Source organism: Trinickia mobilis (genome assembly GCF_017315705.1).
Taxonomy (GTDB): domain Bacteria; phylum Pseudomonadota; class Gammaproteobacteria; order Burkholderiales; family Burkholderiaceae; genus Trinickia_A; species Trinickia_A mobilis.
In genome coordinates, this window is record NZ_JAFLRF010000002.1 from 83,986 (window position 1) to 100,345 (window position 16,360).

A 16,360-nucleotide genomic window follows, 5' to 3' on the forward strand; every position below is an offset into this window, starting at 1 on the left:
AGCAAACTTCTCGCCGATGTTGTTGCATAAATCCGGCGTGAGGACGAAGCGGTGCCTTTGTTCACGATTTCAGGCGATGCGGACGGACTGCGGGCGCGCGAGCTCGATCATCCGGATAAGCACGCCCACGCGCACAGCGACTTCGGTCGCCTGCGAGTCGATACGTCGAGCCCAAAGGCATGCGCCGGTGAGCGTCTTGAACCGGTACATCGCATTTTCGGGCAGCGAGCGACGGTGATAGCCGCTGCGTTTCCTCCATGGTTGTTGCGCGTAAACGTCAGGCGACTGCGCGACGGCCGGTTTTATGCAACAACGCCGTGGAAAGCAACATTCTCCTTCAAGCGCCACCGCCTTCTCCTGCCTCCTCCCTACGCCGCGTACACCACTTTTAACGATAGCTCGCAATTCAATCAGGGAGCCGACATCATGAACAGCAATATCGCCGGAAAAGTCGTCGTCGTTACGGGCGCAAGCTCGCGTGGGCCAACCCAGGAGAAAAACGCCTAAATCTTAGTTTTTAATAGAGTAAGTTCAGATCAGGTGACGCCAACGTGATCCGAACCCAAATGACAACTTTATTTTAAAAATGACGACTCTATTCGAATCGGACAGCCCAGCCCATCACATGCTCTTTCTGAACGGCGCGCCCGAGTGCTCGCGCAACTCGTTGAAGACGATCTTCGGCCAGGCCTTCTGCGCGACCTCGATCTCCGAGATGTGCGACGCGAGATAAGTCGGTGCGTTCGACGCGTCGAGCGCAATCCGCGCCGCGTAGGCGTCCATGAAGCGCCGCAGTTCGCCCGCATCGTCGCAGGTGACCCAGCGCGACATGCGATAGCGCGCCGGCATGATCCGCACGTCGACCTTGTACTCGGCGGACAGCCGGTGCGACACCACCTCGAACTGCAGTTGCCCGACCGCGCCGAGAATCGTCGACCCGCCGTGCGCCGGGCGGAACACCTGAATCGCGCCCTCCTCGCCCAACTGCTTCAGCGCTTCGCCGAGCTGCTTTGCGCGCATCGGATCGACCACCTCGATCGTCTGGAAGATTTCCGGCGCGAAGAACGGCAGGCCGACGAATTGCAGCGTCTCGCCTTCGGTCAGCGTGTCGCCGAGGCTCAGCGTGCCGTGGTTCGGGATGCCGATGATGTCGCCGGGATAGGCTTCGCTCACGGTTTCGCGACGCTGCGAGAGGAACGTCACGACGTTGTTCGCGCGGAACGTCTTGCCCGAGCGCGACACCTTGAGCGCCATGCCGCGCTCGAAGCGGCCCGAGCACACGCGGATGAACGCGACGCGGTCGCGGTGCGCCAAGTCCATGTTCGCCTGCACCTTGAACACGACGCCCGTGAATTTCGGCTCGTCCGGCTGCACCGGACGCTGGACCGCCATGCGCATCGACGGCGGCGGCGCGAGGTCGACGAGCGCGTCGAGAATTTCCTTCACGCCGAAGTTGTTGATCGCCGAGCCGAACAGCACGGGCGACTGGTCGCCGGCGAGAAACGCTTCGCGGTCGAAGGTCGGCGTCGCGCCCGAGATCAGCTCGACCTCCTCCATCGCCTTCTTCCAAGGAAAACCGAAACGGCGCTCGCCTTCGTTGTCGTCGATGGCTTGCAGCGTCTCGACGTCGCCGCCCGCGGTGTCCTGCCCGGCGCGGAACACGCGCACCTGATCGCGCTCGACGTCGTAGACGCCGTGGAATTCCTTGCCCATGCCGATCGGCCAGGTGAACGGCACGGCCGACACGCCGAGGTGCTGCTCGATCTCGTCGAGCAGGTCGAGCGGCTCGCGCACTTCGCGGTCGAGCTTGTTGATGAAGGTGACGATCGGCGTGCGGCGGCTGCGGCACACTTCGAGCAGCTTGAGCGTCTGCGCTTCGACGCCGTTCGCGCCGTCGATCACCATCACGGCCGCGTCGACCGCGGTCAGCACGCGGTAGGTGTCTTCGGAGAAGTCCTCGTGGCCGGGGGTGTCGAGCAGGTTGATGACGGCGTCGCCGTATTCGAACTGCATCACCGAGCTCGCGACCGAAATGCCGCGCTGCTTTTCGATCTCCATCCAGTCGGAGGTCGCGTAGCGGCCGCTCTTACGGCCCTTGACGGTGCCCGCGATCTGAATCGCGCCCGAGAACAGCAGGAGCTTCTCGGTCAGCGTCGTTTTACCGGCGTCCGGGTGGGAAATGACCGCGAACGTGCGGCGGCGTTTGAGTTCAGATACGGGCATGTTGGTCGGCGATTCGGGGATTTTGGGGCAACCCGGAATGATACACGGGGTTGATCCCGCCCTTCTTCCGGCATCAGTCTCCGTTGCCGTGCAGCAGTTCGCTTTCCAGGGGCAAGCTCCGCGAGAACGTCAGCGAATACGCCCGTTCCTTCGCCGGCACAGGAAGACTACGCTGATCAGCGCAACGTCGACGTTTTGCCATAGTCCGATAGCCAACCGATCAGAAATGAGAATGGTCTCATAGCGTCCTAACGGCCTTGTCGGCTACGCTTCGTCTCTTTCATTAGACAAACAACAGGGAGACAAGCCATGCGGGACCGACCGCTCTTTTTCGGCATACCTGAACTGCTGCGCATGCGCGACCTGACTCCGGAACAAGCGTTTCGCGTCGAGCTGCCGATCTTCGCGTGGCCGCCGCTCGCGTGGCAAGCTCAGTCGGCTTTGGTTCACATGGAGGTCGATTACGAACCCTCACATGTCGGCGAGCACCAGTTGACGGCATTCCTCGACGACACGCTCGGCTCGGACTGGCGCCGTGCGCCGGTGAGAAACGAAATGGTTTGGCGGGCGATGCTCGATCGCCTGCAGCGTGAAATCGAGCAGGGCACATGGGTCAAGCTGGCGAGCACGAAATTCGGCACAGGGCTCGTCGATTGGGTCGACGATCTTGAGATGCCGGATGGCGGGCGCTGGCAGGTCAATCGGAAGGGGCACAACTCGAGCATCGGCGGGGCGCTGCGGTGGCAGCTCGATTATGTGTATCGGCAGCGGTCGATGCGGGCGGGTGCCAACCAAGAGAAAGACGGCGGCGCTCAGGTGGAGCGGGAAGTTGCGGCGGCTGCTTGGCGGGTCGCTCCGCCGATGCCCAAGGCGCCGAAGCCTCAGACTACTGTGGAAGTGCCTGAGTTGGGCCAGTCAGCCAATGCGATCCTGGCGAAATCACCGACGTTGCAGCGGGATTTGAAAGAGCTGGCAGCGAAAAAGTGGGAGCTTTCTTACGGACAATCAGGCAAGGGCTCTTTTGCCAATCGCGTCTCTGACGATTCAGATTCGCCATCTCAAATCGTACTGGACGGTATTTATAAAAATGATCCGCGCGGCGCAATTCAAACCTTGGCGCACGAAGTCGGACACGCTAAATACACATACGCCGTAGACCCGACCAACAAAGCTGCTTGCGTCAATTCATTTTTATCTGACGAAGGGGCCGCAACGATAAAAAACATCGAGGTCCAACGTGAAATATTGGCTAATGGCGGTCCTGACATTGGCATCGCCGGCGATCCACGCAACCACTCAGCCTACAACCGAGCTTATGACAGCTACCTCCAATCCGGCAATGCCAAGCAAGCTCGCAGCGACATTGGAGCCATCCTCGGAAACGGCGAATACACCTCAAATACTCGTCAGACCTATGGCAGCTACTATGGAGATTGGTGTGAAAACAACGCAGGAAAATAAGTCCTTCAACGCCGCTCAAGCGAATATCTGGAGCTTTACCGCCGCATTTGTAGAGGTTATCCGCACGCAGCAACTCGACGAGGTCAAGAAGTTCCTGGGCGATCTTCGCATTCGCCAACAAAACGAGTTCTTCACGTTCTACACAGCCAAGTCCGTGGACTTGGCCTCGGGCGAACGCGTCATGGCGTTTTCGATCGCTTCGGATCGAAACGGAACGAACATCAGCGCTAGATTTGAAGTTTCGAACCGCTGCATTTCGCACGATGAGGTCAAACTACACTACCCAGGCTGGCGCATAGTCGCGGGTCCTCGTGGCGGCAGCTTGGAAGAGGAAACGCGCTATCAAGTCAATATCGGCGGTTACGCCTATACATTCGGCTTTGCCGAAAAGGCGCCTGATTGCCTTAATTCAATAGGTGTAGGCCGGCTGAGCAAGCCCGAGTCCTGAGGCAGGTTGTTGAGGTACAACGTGAAATATTGGCTAATGGCGGTCCTGACATTGGCATCGCCGGCGATCCGCGCAACCATGCCGCTTACAATCGAGCCTACGACAGCTATCTCCAGTCCGGCAACGCAAGCCAAGCGCGCAGCGACATCGGGACCATCTACGGGAACGGCGAATACACGTCCCGTACCAATCAAACCTATGGCAAATACTACGGAGACTGGTGTGAAAGCAACGCAGGAAAATAGCTCCCCCAACATCGCTCCCACAGATATCTGGAGCTTCACTACCGCTTTTATTCAAGTGGTCCGATCGCAAAACATGGACGTGTTCGCCGAACTATTGAGCGGCATTCGGGAAGAAGAGAGAAACGAATACGTAACGTTTTACACCGCGGACCCGATAACCTTGCCGTCCGGCGAGCGCTTAAGAGCAATCTCGATATCCGAAAATCGATACAGAAAGCGAATCGGCGCCGGCTTCGAGATTTCGAACCGCTGCATTTCCCGCGACGAGGTCAAGCAACACTATCCTGGTTGGCGTGTGGTTGAAGCCCCGCGCGGCGGCAGCTTAGAGGAGCAAACGCTGTTTCAAGTCGATGTCGACGGTTACGCCTATACATTCGGCTTTGCCGAAAAGGCACCCGACTGCCTCAATTCGATCAGTGTCGGCCGTTTGCGCAAACATTGACGGCCCGAGGGGCCAGCCCCATGCGCCGCGCTCGCCATTGCCACTCCATCTCCAACCTCACCCCGCCGCAATCGCCTCCGAATACACCTCGGCCACCCGCCGCGCGATCACCGCGTTGTCGAAATGGTCCCGCGCATAGGCGTGGCAGGCTTGCGCGTCGGGCAGCGCGATCTCCCCGTCGAGCACCGCCCCGACCCCTTCGGCGATCGCCCCGGCCCCGGTCGAGCGCAGCACGAGGTCCTTCGACAGCCCCGCCACGGCCTCCGGCAGACCGCCGACCGGCGTCACCAGCACGGGCGTACCCGCAGCAAGCGATTCGACCGTGATCAAACCGAACCCTTCCAAAGCCACCGTCGGCACCACGCTGATCGTCGCCGCGCGGTACAGCGCGGCCAGATGCTCGTCGGGGACGAAGCCGAGCAGCTTCACGTTGTCCTGGAGCCCGCTCGCGTCGATGCGCGCCTGCAGCTCGTCTTGCAGCCGCCCCTTCCCGGCGATCAGCAGCAGCACGTCCGGGTGCCGCTCCTTCACCACCTTGATCGCGTCGATCAGATCCTCGAGCCCCATGCGCCTGACGAGCCGCCGCACCGCCAGCACGAGCGGCCGGTCCTGCGGCAGTTGCAGGCGCCGGCGCGCCTCGCGCTTCGTGATATCCAGATCGAACTGCGCGACGTTCACGCAGCCCGGCACCACGCGGATGCGGTCCGGCGCGATGCCGTAGCGCGAACTCAGAATCTGCCCGAACGCCTCCGACAGCACGATCAGCCGCGACGAGCGCGCGTACACCGTGCGCTCCAGCATGTGCTTCGCGCGCTGCCCGAGCGAATCGGCGCCTTCGACGTGGCTCTCGTCCGCCCACGGCCCCTGGAAATGCGACACCTGCGGAATGCCGCGCAGCACGTCGAGGCCGGGAAACGTATACAGCGCGAAGTGCGACGAAATCACATCGGGCCGCTCTTCGCGCACGACGTTCGCGAGCATCTTGCGCGCCGCCATCAGGCGCAGCGGCAGCGAGCGCGCAGCCGGACCGAAGCCCTGGATCGCGCCGCCGGTATCGGCGGCGACGCGCGGCGAGCCCGCCACCATCCCGCGCACCGCGACGCCCGCCCCGGGCAGCGCGCCGACGAGCGAGTAATACATGCGGTCGAGGCCGCCCGCGCGCTCGGGAAACCAGTGCATGCCGATTTGCAGCGACTTGATCGGGCGCGCGGGCCGGCCGCCGGGGGCGGCATCCGTCGCGCGAAAAGCAAGGATTCGTGCCGCAGCAGCTTGGCTCATGACTGTTTCGCTCCTTCGTTGGGCGCAAACTGCGCCGGTGCGAGATTCGAATTCGTGCGGGCGCGCAGCTCGCCCTTCGCGTCGGCCATCTGCCGGTACAGCGCGATGTATTGCATCGCCATGCGCGACCAGCCGAAATCGCGCGCGAGCCGGCTCGCGGCGGCGCCCATCGCGCAGCGCGTGCGGTCGTCGCTCGCGAGTCCCGCGATCGCGTTCGCGAGCGCAGGCGCGTCGTCGGGATCGTCGAGGACGATGCCGCATTCGGGCGTGATGATCTCGGCGCCGCCCGCCGTGCGCGCCGTCACGACCGGCAAGCCCGCCGCCATCGCTTCGAGCAGCGACAGGCTCATCGCCTCGTAGCGCGACGGAAACACGAACGCATCGACCGAATGCATCAAAGCCGGCATCTCCTTCACGAGCCCGAGAAAGTGCACGCGCGATTCGATCTTCAGCGCGCGCGCCTCGTCCGGATAGGGGCTGCCCGGCAAATAGCCGGCCACGGCGAGATGAACGTGCTGGGACAGACGCGTGAGCGCTTGCAGCACGGTGCCGAGGTTCTTGCGCGGCGTGCGCAAGTCGCCGACGAACAGCAGCACAAACGCATCCGGCGGCAAACCGAATTTGCGGCGATCGCCGAGCGCCGCCGCGAACGTCTCGGTATCGACGCCGTTGTAGATCACGCCGACCTTCTGCGCGGGCACGCCGGTATGGCGGATTTCGGCGGCGACTTTCTGCGAGACGGCGGCGACCATGCGCGAGCGCCGATAGGCCCAGCGTTCGAGCCGCGAGTTGAGGTACGTATAGACGAACTGATACCCGGACCACAGGCCCTTGCCCAAGCCGAACGGGTAGTACGGGCTCGCGAACCAGCCGCCGTGCACGAAGTGCGCGGTGTTCACGTCGGCATGCGCCCACGAGATGAAGCCGTTCACGTGCAGCACGTCATATTCGTCGCGGTGCTGCTTCAGCCACAGTCCGCTTTTCAACGCGAACACCTGCTGGCGCAGCAGATTCGACGGCCAGCCGCGGCCGATGCGGATCGGCACCCAGCGCACGCGCGGGTTCGCAAGCAGTTCCGGCGCGACGTGCGAAGCGATCAGCGTCACCGAGATGTTTTCTTCCAGCGCGGCGCGCGCGATTTCGTAGTTGACGCGGCCTTGTCCGTCGTTATGACGTACCACGTGCGTAACAATGGCGACTCTCAATTTGACGGACTCCCCCGTAAAAGCCGCAAGCGCTGGATCTTCTGCCAGTGCGCGGCGGACAGCAGTAAAAACACGCTCATGAAGAGCAGCAGGCCCCCGGTGCCGATGAGCGAATTGGTAAAGACGAGCATCGCGAACACCGCGAGCGCGAGGCTCAGGCAGGCCGCGGCGAACTTGTCGTCGCCGAGCGCGAACGACGCGCGCACGGCGCGCGCAAGCAGCCACACGATGCCGGAGAGATAGAGCAGCGTGCCCGGCCAGCCGAGCACGAACGGGATGTTCATCACGCCGCTGTCGAAGTTGCCGTACTTGCCGAGTTCGCCGCCGTCGTTCGAGAGCTTCGTCGACGTGCCCGTCGCGCCCATGCCTTCGCCGGAGACGTCGGTAAACGCGGTCTGCGCGAACGTCGCGTAGAACTGGTTGCGCGCTTCGTAGCTCTGGTCGTCGTGGAGATTGCCGACCGTCTGCAGGCGCGTCGACAAGCGGTCGGCGACCGGCCCCACCGCGAGCAGCGGCACGCTCAATCCGGCGAGCAAGACGGCGCTCATGATGATCCGCACGCGCACGCGGTTGCTCGATTTCGCGAGCTGGATCACGACGGCGATCACCCAGCCGCCCCACGTCGAGCGCACCAGGCTCAAGCAGAACGCGATGAAGCCCGCCGCGCCCGCGAGCCAGCGAATCCGCTGCGCGGCCGCGAGCACGAAGACGAGCGAGCCCATCATCGCGAACGCAAACGGTCCCGACGAGTTCATCGTGCTGAACACGCGCACGCCGAACGGCACGGGGTCGCCTTGCGAATTCATCTGCGAGCCGAGCATCCACAGCGCGTCCCACGGCGGCATCACGAAGAACTGCACCATGCCGTAGACGCCCATGATCAGCATCCCCCAGACGAACGCCGAGAGGATCGCCTCGCGATACTGCGGATAGTTGCGCGAGTCGGCCATGATGTGAAAGCCGATCAGGATCGGATAGACCCAGTTCGCGAGGTCGTAGACGGCTGCGAGCGGGCCGCTCGCGACCACGCCGACGAGGAACGCGTAGATGAGGCCGAGCAGGACCAGGAGCACCGGCAGGCCGCGCCGCTGCGCGAGCATCCGGTAGTGGCGCAGGAGCGTGAGGCCGCTCAGCATCGTCACGGCGAGCGGTGCGATCTGGATCAGGCTCGTCGGCGTGAACGCGCCTTTCGCAAAGTCGGCCAGACGCCGCACCTCGGGGCTCAGGAACCACATCCACCACATGAAGCCGACATAGCGCGCGGGGCTCTTGAAGTAGAGCCAGAGGCCGGCCATCGTCGCGAGGACCGGGAAGGCGAGCGTGAGAACCGTGCCCTGATGCGCGGCGATCAGGACGAGCGTGATGAACCACAGGATCGCCTGCGCCGCCCAGTGCTTCGGGTCGGTGCTGAAGAGGCCGCGCTTCGCGCTTTTCGCTTCGGCCGATGCAGCCCTGAAGTTGCGTACGAGGTCGGGAGTGCTCATGCGGACTTTAGCGGCGCTCGATCGGGACGGCGCGCTCGGCGATCCGTACGTCGCGAGCGCTATTACGCTCGCGAACCGCAGGTGCGCCGCGCTCGCTGAGCATCGCGCGCGTGATCTGCACGTGCTGCTGCGCGAAGTGCTGCGTCGTCAGTCGGCGGGCGGTCAATTGCGCGCCGGCTGCCCACACGCGGCTCAGCGTCGCCTCGGGATGCGCCGCGAGAGCGTCGGCGGCGCGGCGCAGCGCGGCGGCATCGTGCGGCGGCACGTAGCTCACTTGTTGCGCGGTGAAGTAGTCGCGCAGGCCGCCTACGTCGGTTGCGATCACCGGCTTGCCGAGCGCCGCCGCTTCCAGCACGACCGTGATGCCCGAGGCGTGGTAGTTCGGCCGCAGCGGCACCACCACGAGATCCGCCCAGTCGTACAGCTCGCGCTGCTTCGCGAGCCCGGAAGCGGGCGCGATCTGCACGTTCGGCGCATGGAGCGCTTGCGGGATCTTGCGGCGCGTCGCAAGCCGCACCGTATAGCGCGGATCGTTGCCGAACGCTTTGACGAGCGTGGTCCAATCGCGGTCGCGGTCGTTGCCGATCGCGGCGATCCGCAGCGGCGCATGCGGCTGCCACGTGTGCGGCTCCGCAAGCGGAAAGTCTGTCATGTTCAGGCCGTAGTGGACGCGGATCGCATCGCGCTTCAAATAGCGGCGGCACAGCTCGGCGTTGTCGCGCGCGAGCGTCGTCAGCACGTCGGCGCGCGCGAGCAGTTTGCGATAGACCCAGCGGCGCAGCGCGCCGTAGCCGCGCCACTTGTCGAAGAGCCACACGCTTTGCGCGAGCAGCAACGGCTTCCTGCCGCGCTCGCCGGCCAAGAGCAGCACGAGCGCGACGGCCAGATGCTCGGCTTCGGTGTGCGTCCAGATCACGTCGGAGCGCAGGATCTCATCGCGATTGCGCAGCGTGTGGATCAGATCGAAGCCGAGCACCAGCTTGAGCGCGCGGCGCGCGACGCTCACGGGCTTGCTTTCCTTCGCGTCGCACGAATAGGTCAGCGCGAACTCGTCCGACTCCGCATGGTGATAGCCGTACAGACAGCCGAAGTCTTCGCCCTTGCGGTAGACGCGCGGGTCGGCGCCGTAGAAGAGGTGCACGTGCACTTTGGTCGCTTGCATGCTTGAACTCCGGTGAGCCGGTGTGGGGGGCGCGTGGTCGTTCGCCGGCGGCGGGCTGCGGCGGGCCGCTCGCGCATCGGCTGCAGCGCGCCGAGCGCCGGTCACGGCGTCACCCGCCGCGCGTCTTGCGCGCCGAGGCGCACCGCGCGCCAGCGCGAGCGGACGGCCGCGCCGTTCTTCGAGGCCGCCGACAGCACCGCGTGCACGAAGCCCGGATACACGCGCGTGCCGACCAGCGTGTACCACCACCACGCGGTCTCGCGCTTGAGCGGCGGCAAGTGCTCGCGCAGCACGAGATGCAGGTTGTAGGCGGCGTTGCGCACCGCGGCCATCGTCTGCACGTCGCGCCTGTTGTCGTCGAAACGCTCGGCGGGGTAGTGATCGACGGCCACGTGCGGGTCGTACATGAGCTTCCAGCCCGCGCGCTTGACGCCCATGCTGAACGCCATGTCGTTGTGGACTTGCGCGCCCGCGCCGCGCAAACGCTCGTCGAAGCGCAGGTTCGCAATCGCGGCGCGCCGGTAGCTCATGTTCGCGCCCTTGAGCATGTCGACTTCGCGCGCGGCGCCCACGCCGAGATGGTGATTGCCGATGATCTTGCCCGACGGCAGGATCTTGCCGACGCACTCGCGCCGGCCGTCGAGAATGCGGCCCCTTTCGTGCACCCAGTCGCGTCCGCCGAGCGCGCCGAGCTGCGGGTCCAGCTTGAACGCCGCGGCGATGCGCAGGAGCCAGTCGGGGCGCGGCGCGGCATCGTCGTCGGTGATCGCGATCACGTCGCCCGACGCGGCGTCGAGCCCGCGATTGAGCGCCGCAACCTGCCCCGGCACTTCGATCAGCGCGACGCAGAGCGGCAGCATGCCGCGCACCGCAGGGTCGGCGAGCCGCTCATGCGTCGCGTCGTCCTCGGGCCGCGCGACGACGATCACTTCGTCGGGCTGCTTCGTCTGCCGCTGCAGCGCGATCAGGCAACGCGCGAGGTCGGCGGGACGGCGGTAGGTCGGAACCAGTACGGATAGCTTCATGCGGTCCTCATGTACTCAGGTATTCCTGCACGGCCGCGTAGCCGGCACGCCCGTAGCCGCGCTGATGCCGCGGCATCGCGTTGAAGATGCCGCCTTGTACCTGGATGCCGGCCGCTCTCAGGCGCTTGAGCGAATCGGTGATCTCGACTTCGTTGTGCATGCCCGAGCGCAGCACGAGGAAGGTCGAGCCGGCCAGCTCGGCGAAGATCGAGGCGTCGGTGACGGCGAGCACCGGCGGCGTGTCGACGAAGATCACTTCGTAGCGCTTGCTCAAGCCCTCCAGATACGTTTGCAGACGCGGCGACATCAGAAGTTCCGACGGATTCGGCGGACGCGTGCCGCTCGAGACGAAATCGAGGCCCGTCACGACGGTCGGACGAATCGCTTCCTCCAGCGAGATCTGTCCGCTCAGCAACTCCGAAAGGCCGTTTTCGCGCCGGCCGCCGATATAGCGCTCGAGCGAGCCGCGCCGCATGTCGCCGTCGATCAGCAGCACGCGCTTGCCGGAGTTCGCGAGGAGCACCGCGAGATTCATGGTCAAAAAGCTCTTGCCGATGCCGGGCGAGGGACCGGTCAGCACCGTGACACGATTCTTCGCGTCCATCAGCGTGAACTGCATCGACGTCCTCAAACTGCGCAGGCTTTCGACGCAGACATCCTTCGGCCGCAAGAGCGCGAGGATCGGACGGTCGACGCGATTCGCGCGCTCGTTCTGGAGATCGAGCTTGACGAGTTCCTGGCTGAGCGGCACGAGGCCATAGAGCGGCAGGCCGAAGTTGCGCTCGACGCGCTCGGGATCGTCGATGCCCGCGAACAGGTTGCGGCGCAGGAACACGACGCCCGTGCCGACGATGAGCCCCAGGAACACCGCCGCCGACAGGATCAGCATCTTCTTCGGCTTGACCGGCTCGCCGGGGCGCAGCGCGGCGTCGATCAGATGCACGTTGCCGCCGGTGCCCGCCTTCTGCACGGCAAGCTCCTGCACGCGGTTGAGCAGCAGCACGTAGATGTCTTCGGCGACCTTCGCGTCGCGCTGCAGCGCGACCGCCTTCACTTCCGATGCGGGCAGGTCGCGGAAGCGGTCGGAGAACTTCTGCTGCTCGCCTTCGAGCTGCGAGAGCTGCTGCTTGGCGGTCTGCATGACCGGGTTCTCGGCGCCGAAACGCTGCTCCATCGACGCGATCTGCAGGCGCAGCGCCGCGATCTGCTGCTCGTACTGGATGCTGCCTTCGAGGTAGACCTTCGCTTCGTCGCTCGCGTTGATCGAGCCGGACTTTTGCTGGTATTGCGTGAGCGCCGCCTCGGCGCGTTCGAGATCGGACTTCAGGCGCGGCTCTTCGCTCTGCAGGAAGCTCAGCATCTTGCTCGCCTCTTCCTGCTTGCTCGCGATGTGCTGGCGCAGGTATGACTGCGCGAGCGCATTGGCGATTTCCGCCGCGTGCGCCGGATCTTTGTCTTCGAGCGAGATTTCGATGACGCCCGTCTGCTTGCCTTGCTCCGACACCGTGATCGCCGATTGGAACGCGGTGATCGCGTCGAGATCGTTCGCGCGCATCACCTTGAATTGCGTGCCGGGGCGCGCGACGAGCCGGCTGACCGTGATCGTCACGCCGCCGCCCTTTTCCTGCTCGCCGACGCGGCCCCGCAGGAGCAGCCCGCCGTCGGCGGTCTGCAGCGTGTACTGGCCGTCGCCGAGCGCGGTCATCGTGAGCTTTTCGTTTTCGAGCAACGGCGTCACTTCGATCGAATCGACGTCGGCCATTTCGCCGCCCCACGCGTACGACTTGAGGCCGAGCCACGGCTTCGCCGGCTTGCCCGGTTCGGCGAGGTGCGCGGCGATGCTGCCCAAGAGCGGAATCGTCTTCGGCGTCACCGAGAAATTCAGCTTCCAGTGCTCGACCACCGGCGCGACGACGCCGCGGCTCTTGATCATTTCGATTTCGGCGTCGGTCGGCAGCGTCGGCGGGCCGCTGCTGATGACCGCGCCGGTTTGCGTCTGCGTGAGCGCCTGCGAGGTGTTGTCGCCCGCCTCCACGCGCACCTGCGCGTCGGCCGAGTAGATCGGCTTGGCGAGGTAGGTATAGAGCGCGGCCATCATGACGATCGTGAGCGCAATGCCGATCAGCCACCCGATGTCGTCGAGAATCACCTGCAGCAACTGGCCGAGGACGAGATCCTCCTCCTCGGTCTTGATCGCCGCGAGGGGGGCGGTATGGGTGTGCGTGCTCAAACTTGTGCTCATGCTTCGTTCCCGTTTCTGGTCACGGCCGCCGCCGAGCGGCAGCGGCCTAGGGGCCCTAAACTCATTTCGGTCACTTCGGTCGCTTCGGTCACTTCGTCAGCTCTTTCAGATAGAACGCCGTCTCCAGTGCCGGCAGCACCTGCTGGATGACGCGGTTGACCTGGACTGCGCTTGCGGTGCCGACATAGACCACGTCAAACGGCTGCAACTGGAACTGCGCCGACAGGAGCAAGGCATCGGGCTGCGTCATGTCGAGCCGGTAGATGTCGGGCGTGCCCTGCTTGCCCTTCAAGCCGCGGATCACGTAGACCTGGCGCGGATTCGCATCGGTATCGAGAATGCCGCCCGCGTTCGTCAGCGAATCGGCGATCGTCAGGCTTCCGCGGATCATCGGCACCGGCATCGGCGTCTTCACTTCGCCCATCACGAACACGCGGCTGTCCGAGCGATCGGGGACGTTGATGATGTCGCCGTCTTGCAGCATCACGTTGTTTCTCACGTCGCCGCGATCGAGCACGCCGTTCAGGTCGATCTGATAGAACTGCTTGTTGCGCGTGAGGCGCACGCGCTGCAGATCGGCATCCGCATTCGCGCCGCCGGAGCGCGTGACCGCATCCACGAGCGTAAGCGGCACATCGGTGACCGCGAGGGGACCGGGCGTCTTCACATCGCCCGTCACCTGGATCTTCTGGCCGCGATACGCGAGCACGCGCACGTCGAGCTGCGGGTTCTTGATGTACGGCCCAAGCGCGGCGGAGAGCTGGTCGCGCACTTCCTCCGTCGTCTTGCCCGCCGCCTTGAAGCGGCCGATGAACGGAAAGAAGATCGTGCCGTCGGCGGACACCGTTTGCCCGAACGGATCGGCCTGGCCCGGCAACGCGGTGGTGTACGGCTGCGCGAGCGCGCCGGCGATCGATTGCGTGGTGTTGCCGCCGGTCGAGAACGACTGGCCTTGCTGCGTCGTCAGCTCGGGATGGTCCCAGACGGTAATGCCGAGAATGTCTTGCGGCGAGATGCGGTAGACATATTTCGAGGCGTCGGCAAAGCGCGCTTGCGGCAACGGTGCCGGGGCCGCTTGCGCGGTTGCTTCGTCCCTGAGCAGCGTGGGCGTGATCAGATGGACCGGATAGGTCTCGGTCGGCGCCGGGTCGTTGTCCTTGAGGCGCGACGTATCGAGGTCGTAGCCGGGTGCCCAGGCGCAGCCTGACAGAAAAGCCGCCAGCAAAAGAGAAGTCGCAGCGCAACGTTTCAGCATATTTTGTTCAGCCATCCGGTGACGAGATGTTCGATGAGGGCGAAGCTCCGGCGATAGGCGTCTTCGTGGCCGCCGTGGGGGTCGTCGACGTCCGAGTCCTCCCACTTGCCGAGCATATGGACCTTGCCGCGCGAGGTGGGCGCGAGCGATTCCACTGCGGCGATTTGCTGACGCTCGCTGACGAGGATCAGGTCGGCGTCGCGGATGTACCGCAGGTTCAGGCGCTTGGCGCGGTGTTCCGTGCTGTCTATCCCGTGACCGGCCAGCAGACGGCGCATCGTGGGGTCGATCGATGCGCCGTCTTGGGCGCTCAGGCCCGCCGACCGGAACTCCATGCCCTTGTGCGGGCGCCGCGCCTTGAAGAGCAGCTCCGCTGCGGGGCTTCGGCAAACGTTGGCGTGGCAGACCACCAGGATGTTTTTAAACATAAGCCGTTGTCTCGCTCGTTGGCCCGCTTTCGAACAAACCCAGCGTCAGCGCGCCGCGACGGCAACCGCACCCGCCCCAGCGCCGACAACCGCGCCGCCGCGTCCGATCGCGTGATACTCCACGCCGATCTCGCGCATCGCGTCCGGCTCGTACAAATTGCGCCCATCGAAAATCACGGGTGCCTTGAGCGCCTTCTTGAGGCTGTCGAAGTCCGGGCTCTTGAACGCCTTCCACTCGGTGAGAATCACGAGCGCATCGGCGTTCCTGACGGCCTCCATCTGCTCGTTGGCAAACGTCAGCCGTTCCAGCCACTCGGGCTCATCCTGCAAGTCGGCAGCGATGACGCGCCTGGCGTCCCGAATCGCAACCGGGTCATAAGCCACGACTCGCGCGCCGCGTGCGAGCAAGGCGGCGATCAAGGTCCGGCTGGGCGCCTCGCGCATATCGTCGGTATTGGGCTTGAACGCCAGCCCCCAAACCGCAAACGTGCGATCCGACAAATCGTCGCCGAGGCGCGCGACGATCTTCTGTGCCAGCACTTGCTTCTGCGCATCGTTGACGGCCGACACCGCCTTCAGGATCTTCAGCTCGTGCGCGTTATCGGCCGCCGTGCGGATCAGCGCTTCGACGTCCTTCGGGAAGCACGAGCCGCCATAGCCGCAGCCCGCATACAAGAAGTCGTAGCCGATGCGCGGGTCCGAACCGATCCCGCGCCGCACGGCCTCGATATCGGCGCCGATGCGGTCCGCGAAATTCGCGAGTTCGTTCATGAATGAAATGCGCGTCGCGAGCATCGCGTTCGCCGCGTACTTCGTGAATTCCGCCGAACGCACGTCCATCCACAGGGTGCGTTCGTGATTGCGGTTGAACGGCGCGTAAAGACGGCGCATCAGCTCGCGCGCCTTCTCGCCCGGCACGTCGTCGTCGCAGCCGAGCACGATGCGGTCGGGCCGGGTAAAGTCTTCGACCGCCGCGCCCTCTTTCAGGAACTCGGGATTCGACACGACCGAGAACATCGGCTCCTCGCCGCGCGCGGCCAGCTCCGCCGCCACGGTCTCGCGCACGCGCAGCGCCGTGCCGACCGGCACCGTCGATTTGTCGACGATCACCTTGAAGCCGGTCATATGGCGGCCGATGTTGCGCGCGGCCGCGAGCACGTATTGCAGGTCGGCCGAGCCGTCTTCGTCCGGCGGCGTGCCGACCGCGATGAACTGCACGTCGCCGTGCGCCACCGCGGCGCGCACGTCGGTCGAGAACTTGAGGCGGCCCGCCGCCAGGTTGCGCGCGATGACTTCCCGCAGGCCCGGCTCATGGATCGGAATGCCGCCGCCATTCAACACGTCGATCTTCTTCTGGTCGACGTCGAGGCAAAACACGTCGTTGCCGATGTCGGCAAGGCATGCGCCCGTCACGAGACCCACGTAACCGCTGCCAATGATGGTCAGATTCATCCGTTACTCC

General features: G+C 64.6%; 13 protein-coding genes and 1 pseudogene. 3 read left to right on the top strand and 11 right to left on the bottom strand.

Going from position 1 to position 16,360, the window contains the following annotated elements:
* Positions 1-69: 69 nt before the first annotated feature.
* Positions 70-258, bottom strand: a pseudogene (locus J3489_RS03195) (IS5/IS1182 family transposase); the annotation flags it as partial.
* 363 nt (positions 259-621) lie between these two features.
* Positions 622-2,223 carry a peptide chain release factor 3 gene (locus J3489_RS03200; protein WP_206996232.1) on the bottom strand — a complete coding sequence of 534 codons (1,602 nt, stop codon included), beginning with the start codon at positions 2,221-2,223 and terminating at the stop codon, positions 622-624.
* A 309-nt stretch (positions 2,224-2,532) separates the two neighbouring features.
* On the opposite strand from J3489_RS03200, the gene J3489_RS03205 reads away from it, so the two are divergent.
* The 3 genes from J3489_RS03205 (at position 2,533) to J3489_RS03215 (ending at position 4,819) form a co-directional block, all read left to right on the top strand.
* The gene (locus J3489_RS03205) at positions 2,533-3,684 is read left to right on the top strand and encodes a hypothetical protein (protein WP_206996234.1); all 1,152 of its coding nucleotides are present in this window, start codon (positions 2,533-2,535) and stop codon (positions 3,682-3,684) included.
* On the top strand, positions 3,662-4,132 hold the full coding sequence (locus tag J3489_RS03210) for a hypothetical protein (RefSeq protein ID WP_206996236.1): 471 nt from the start codon (positions 3,662-3,664) through the stop codon (positions 4,130-4,132). The genes J3489_RS03205 and J3489_RS03210 overlap by 23 nt, the downstream gene beginning before the upstream one ends.
* A 222-nt stretch (positions 4,133-4,354) precedes the next feature.
* Positions 4,355-4,819, top strand: a complete 465-nt coding sequence (locus tag J3489_RS03215; protein WP_206996244.1) for a hypothetical protein — start codon at positions 4,355-4,357, stop codon at positions 4,817-4,819.
* Between the two features lie 57 nt (positions 4,820-4,876).
* On the opposite strand, the gene J3489_RS03220 is transcribed toward J3489_RS03215, so the two are convergent.
* The 9 genes from J3489_RS03220 to J3489_RS03260 all read right to left on the bottom strand — a co-directional run bounded on the left by J3489_RS03220 (position 4,877) and on the right by J3489_RS03260 (position 16,350).
* A complete protein-coding gene (locus tag J3489_RS03220) occupies positions 4,877-5,998 on the bottom strand; it encodes a glycosyltransferase family 4 protein (protein WP_242539774.1) in 1,122 nt (373 codons plus the stop codon).
* Between the two features lie 95 nt (positions 5,999-6,093).
* Complete coding sequence (locus tag J3489_RS03225; RefSeq protein ID WP_206996248.1) at positions 6,094-7,302, bottom strand: glycosyltransferase family 4 protein; 1,209 nt, start codon at positions 7,300-7,302, stop codon at positions 6,094-6,096.
* The gene (locus tag J3489_RS03230) at positions 7,299-8,786 is read right to left on the bottom strand and encodes a glucose-6-phosphate isomerase (RefSeq protein WP_206996250.1); all 1,488 of its coding nucleotides are present in this window, start codon (positions 8,784-8,786) and stop codon (positions 7,299-7,301) included. The genes J3489_RS03225 and J3489_RS03230 overlap by 4 nt, the downstream gene beginning before the upstream one ends.
* 7 nt (positions 8,787-8,793) lie before the next feature.
* Positions 8,794-9,948 (bottom strand): glycosyltransferase, encoded by a 1,155-nt coding sequence (locus J3489_RS03235; protein ID WP_206996252.1) that lies wholly within the window; start codon positions 9,946-9,948, stop codon positions 8,794-8,796.
* A gap of 101 nt (positions 9,949-10,049) precedes the next feature.
* Complete coding sequence (locus J3489_RS03240) at positions 10,050-10,973, bottom strand: glycosyltransferase family 2 protein (RefSeq protein WP_206996254.1); 924 nt, start codon at positions 10,971-10,973, stop codon at positions 10,050-10,052.
* A 7-nt stretch (positions 10,974-10,980) separates the two neighbouring features.
* Positions 10,981-13,215, bottom strand: coding sequence for a polysaccharide biosynthesis tyrosine autokinase (locus J3489_RS03245; protein ID WP_206996265.1), 2,235 nt, complete (start codon positions 13,213-13,215; stop codon positions 10,981-10,983).
* Between the two features lie 88 nt (positions 13,216-13,303).
* Positions 13,304-14,470 (bottom strand): polysaccharide biosynthesis/export family protein, encoded by a 1,167-nt coding sequence (locus J3489_RS03250; RefSeq protein ID WP_242539750.1) that lies wholly within the window; start codon positions 14,468-14,470, stop codon positions 13,304-13,306.
* The gene (locus J3489_RS03255; protein WP_206996268.1) at positions 14,464-14,898 is read right to left on the bottom strand and encodes a low molecular weight protein-tyrosine-phosphatase; all 435 of its coding nucleotides are present in this window, start codon (positions 14,896-14,898) and stop codon (positions 14,464-14,466) included. Before J3489_RS03255 ends, J3489_RS03250 begins: the two co-directional genes overlap by 7 nt.
* A gap of 45 nt (positions 14,899-14,943) precedes the next feature.
* Positions 14,944-16,350 (bottom strand): UDP-glucose dehydrogenase family protein, encoded by a 1,407-nt coding sequence (locus J3489_RS03260; RefSeq protein ID WP_206996270.1) that lies wholly within the window; start codon positions 16,348-16,350, stop codon positions 14,944-14,946.
* Positions 16,351-16,360 lie beyond the last annotated feature (10 nt).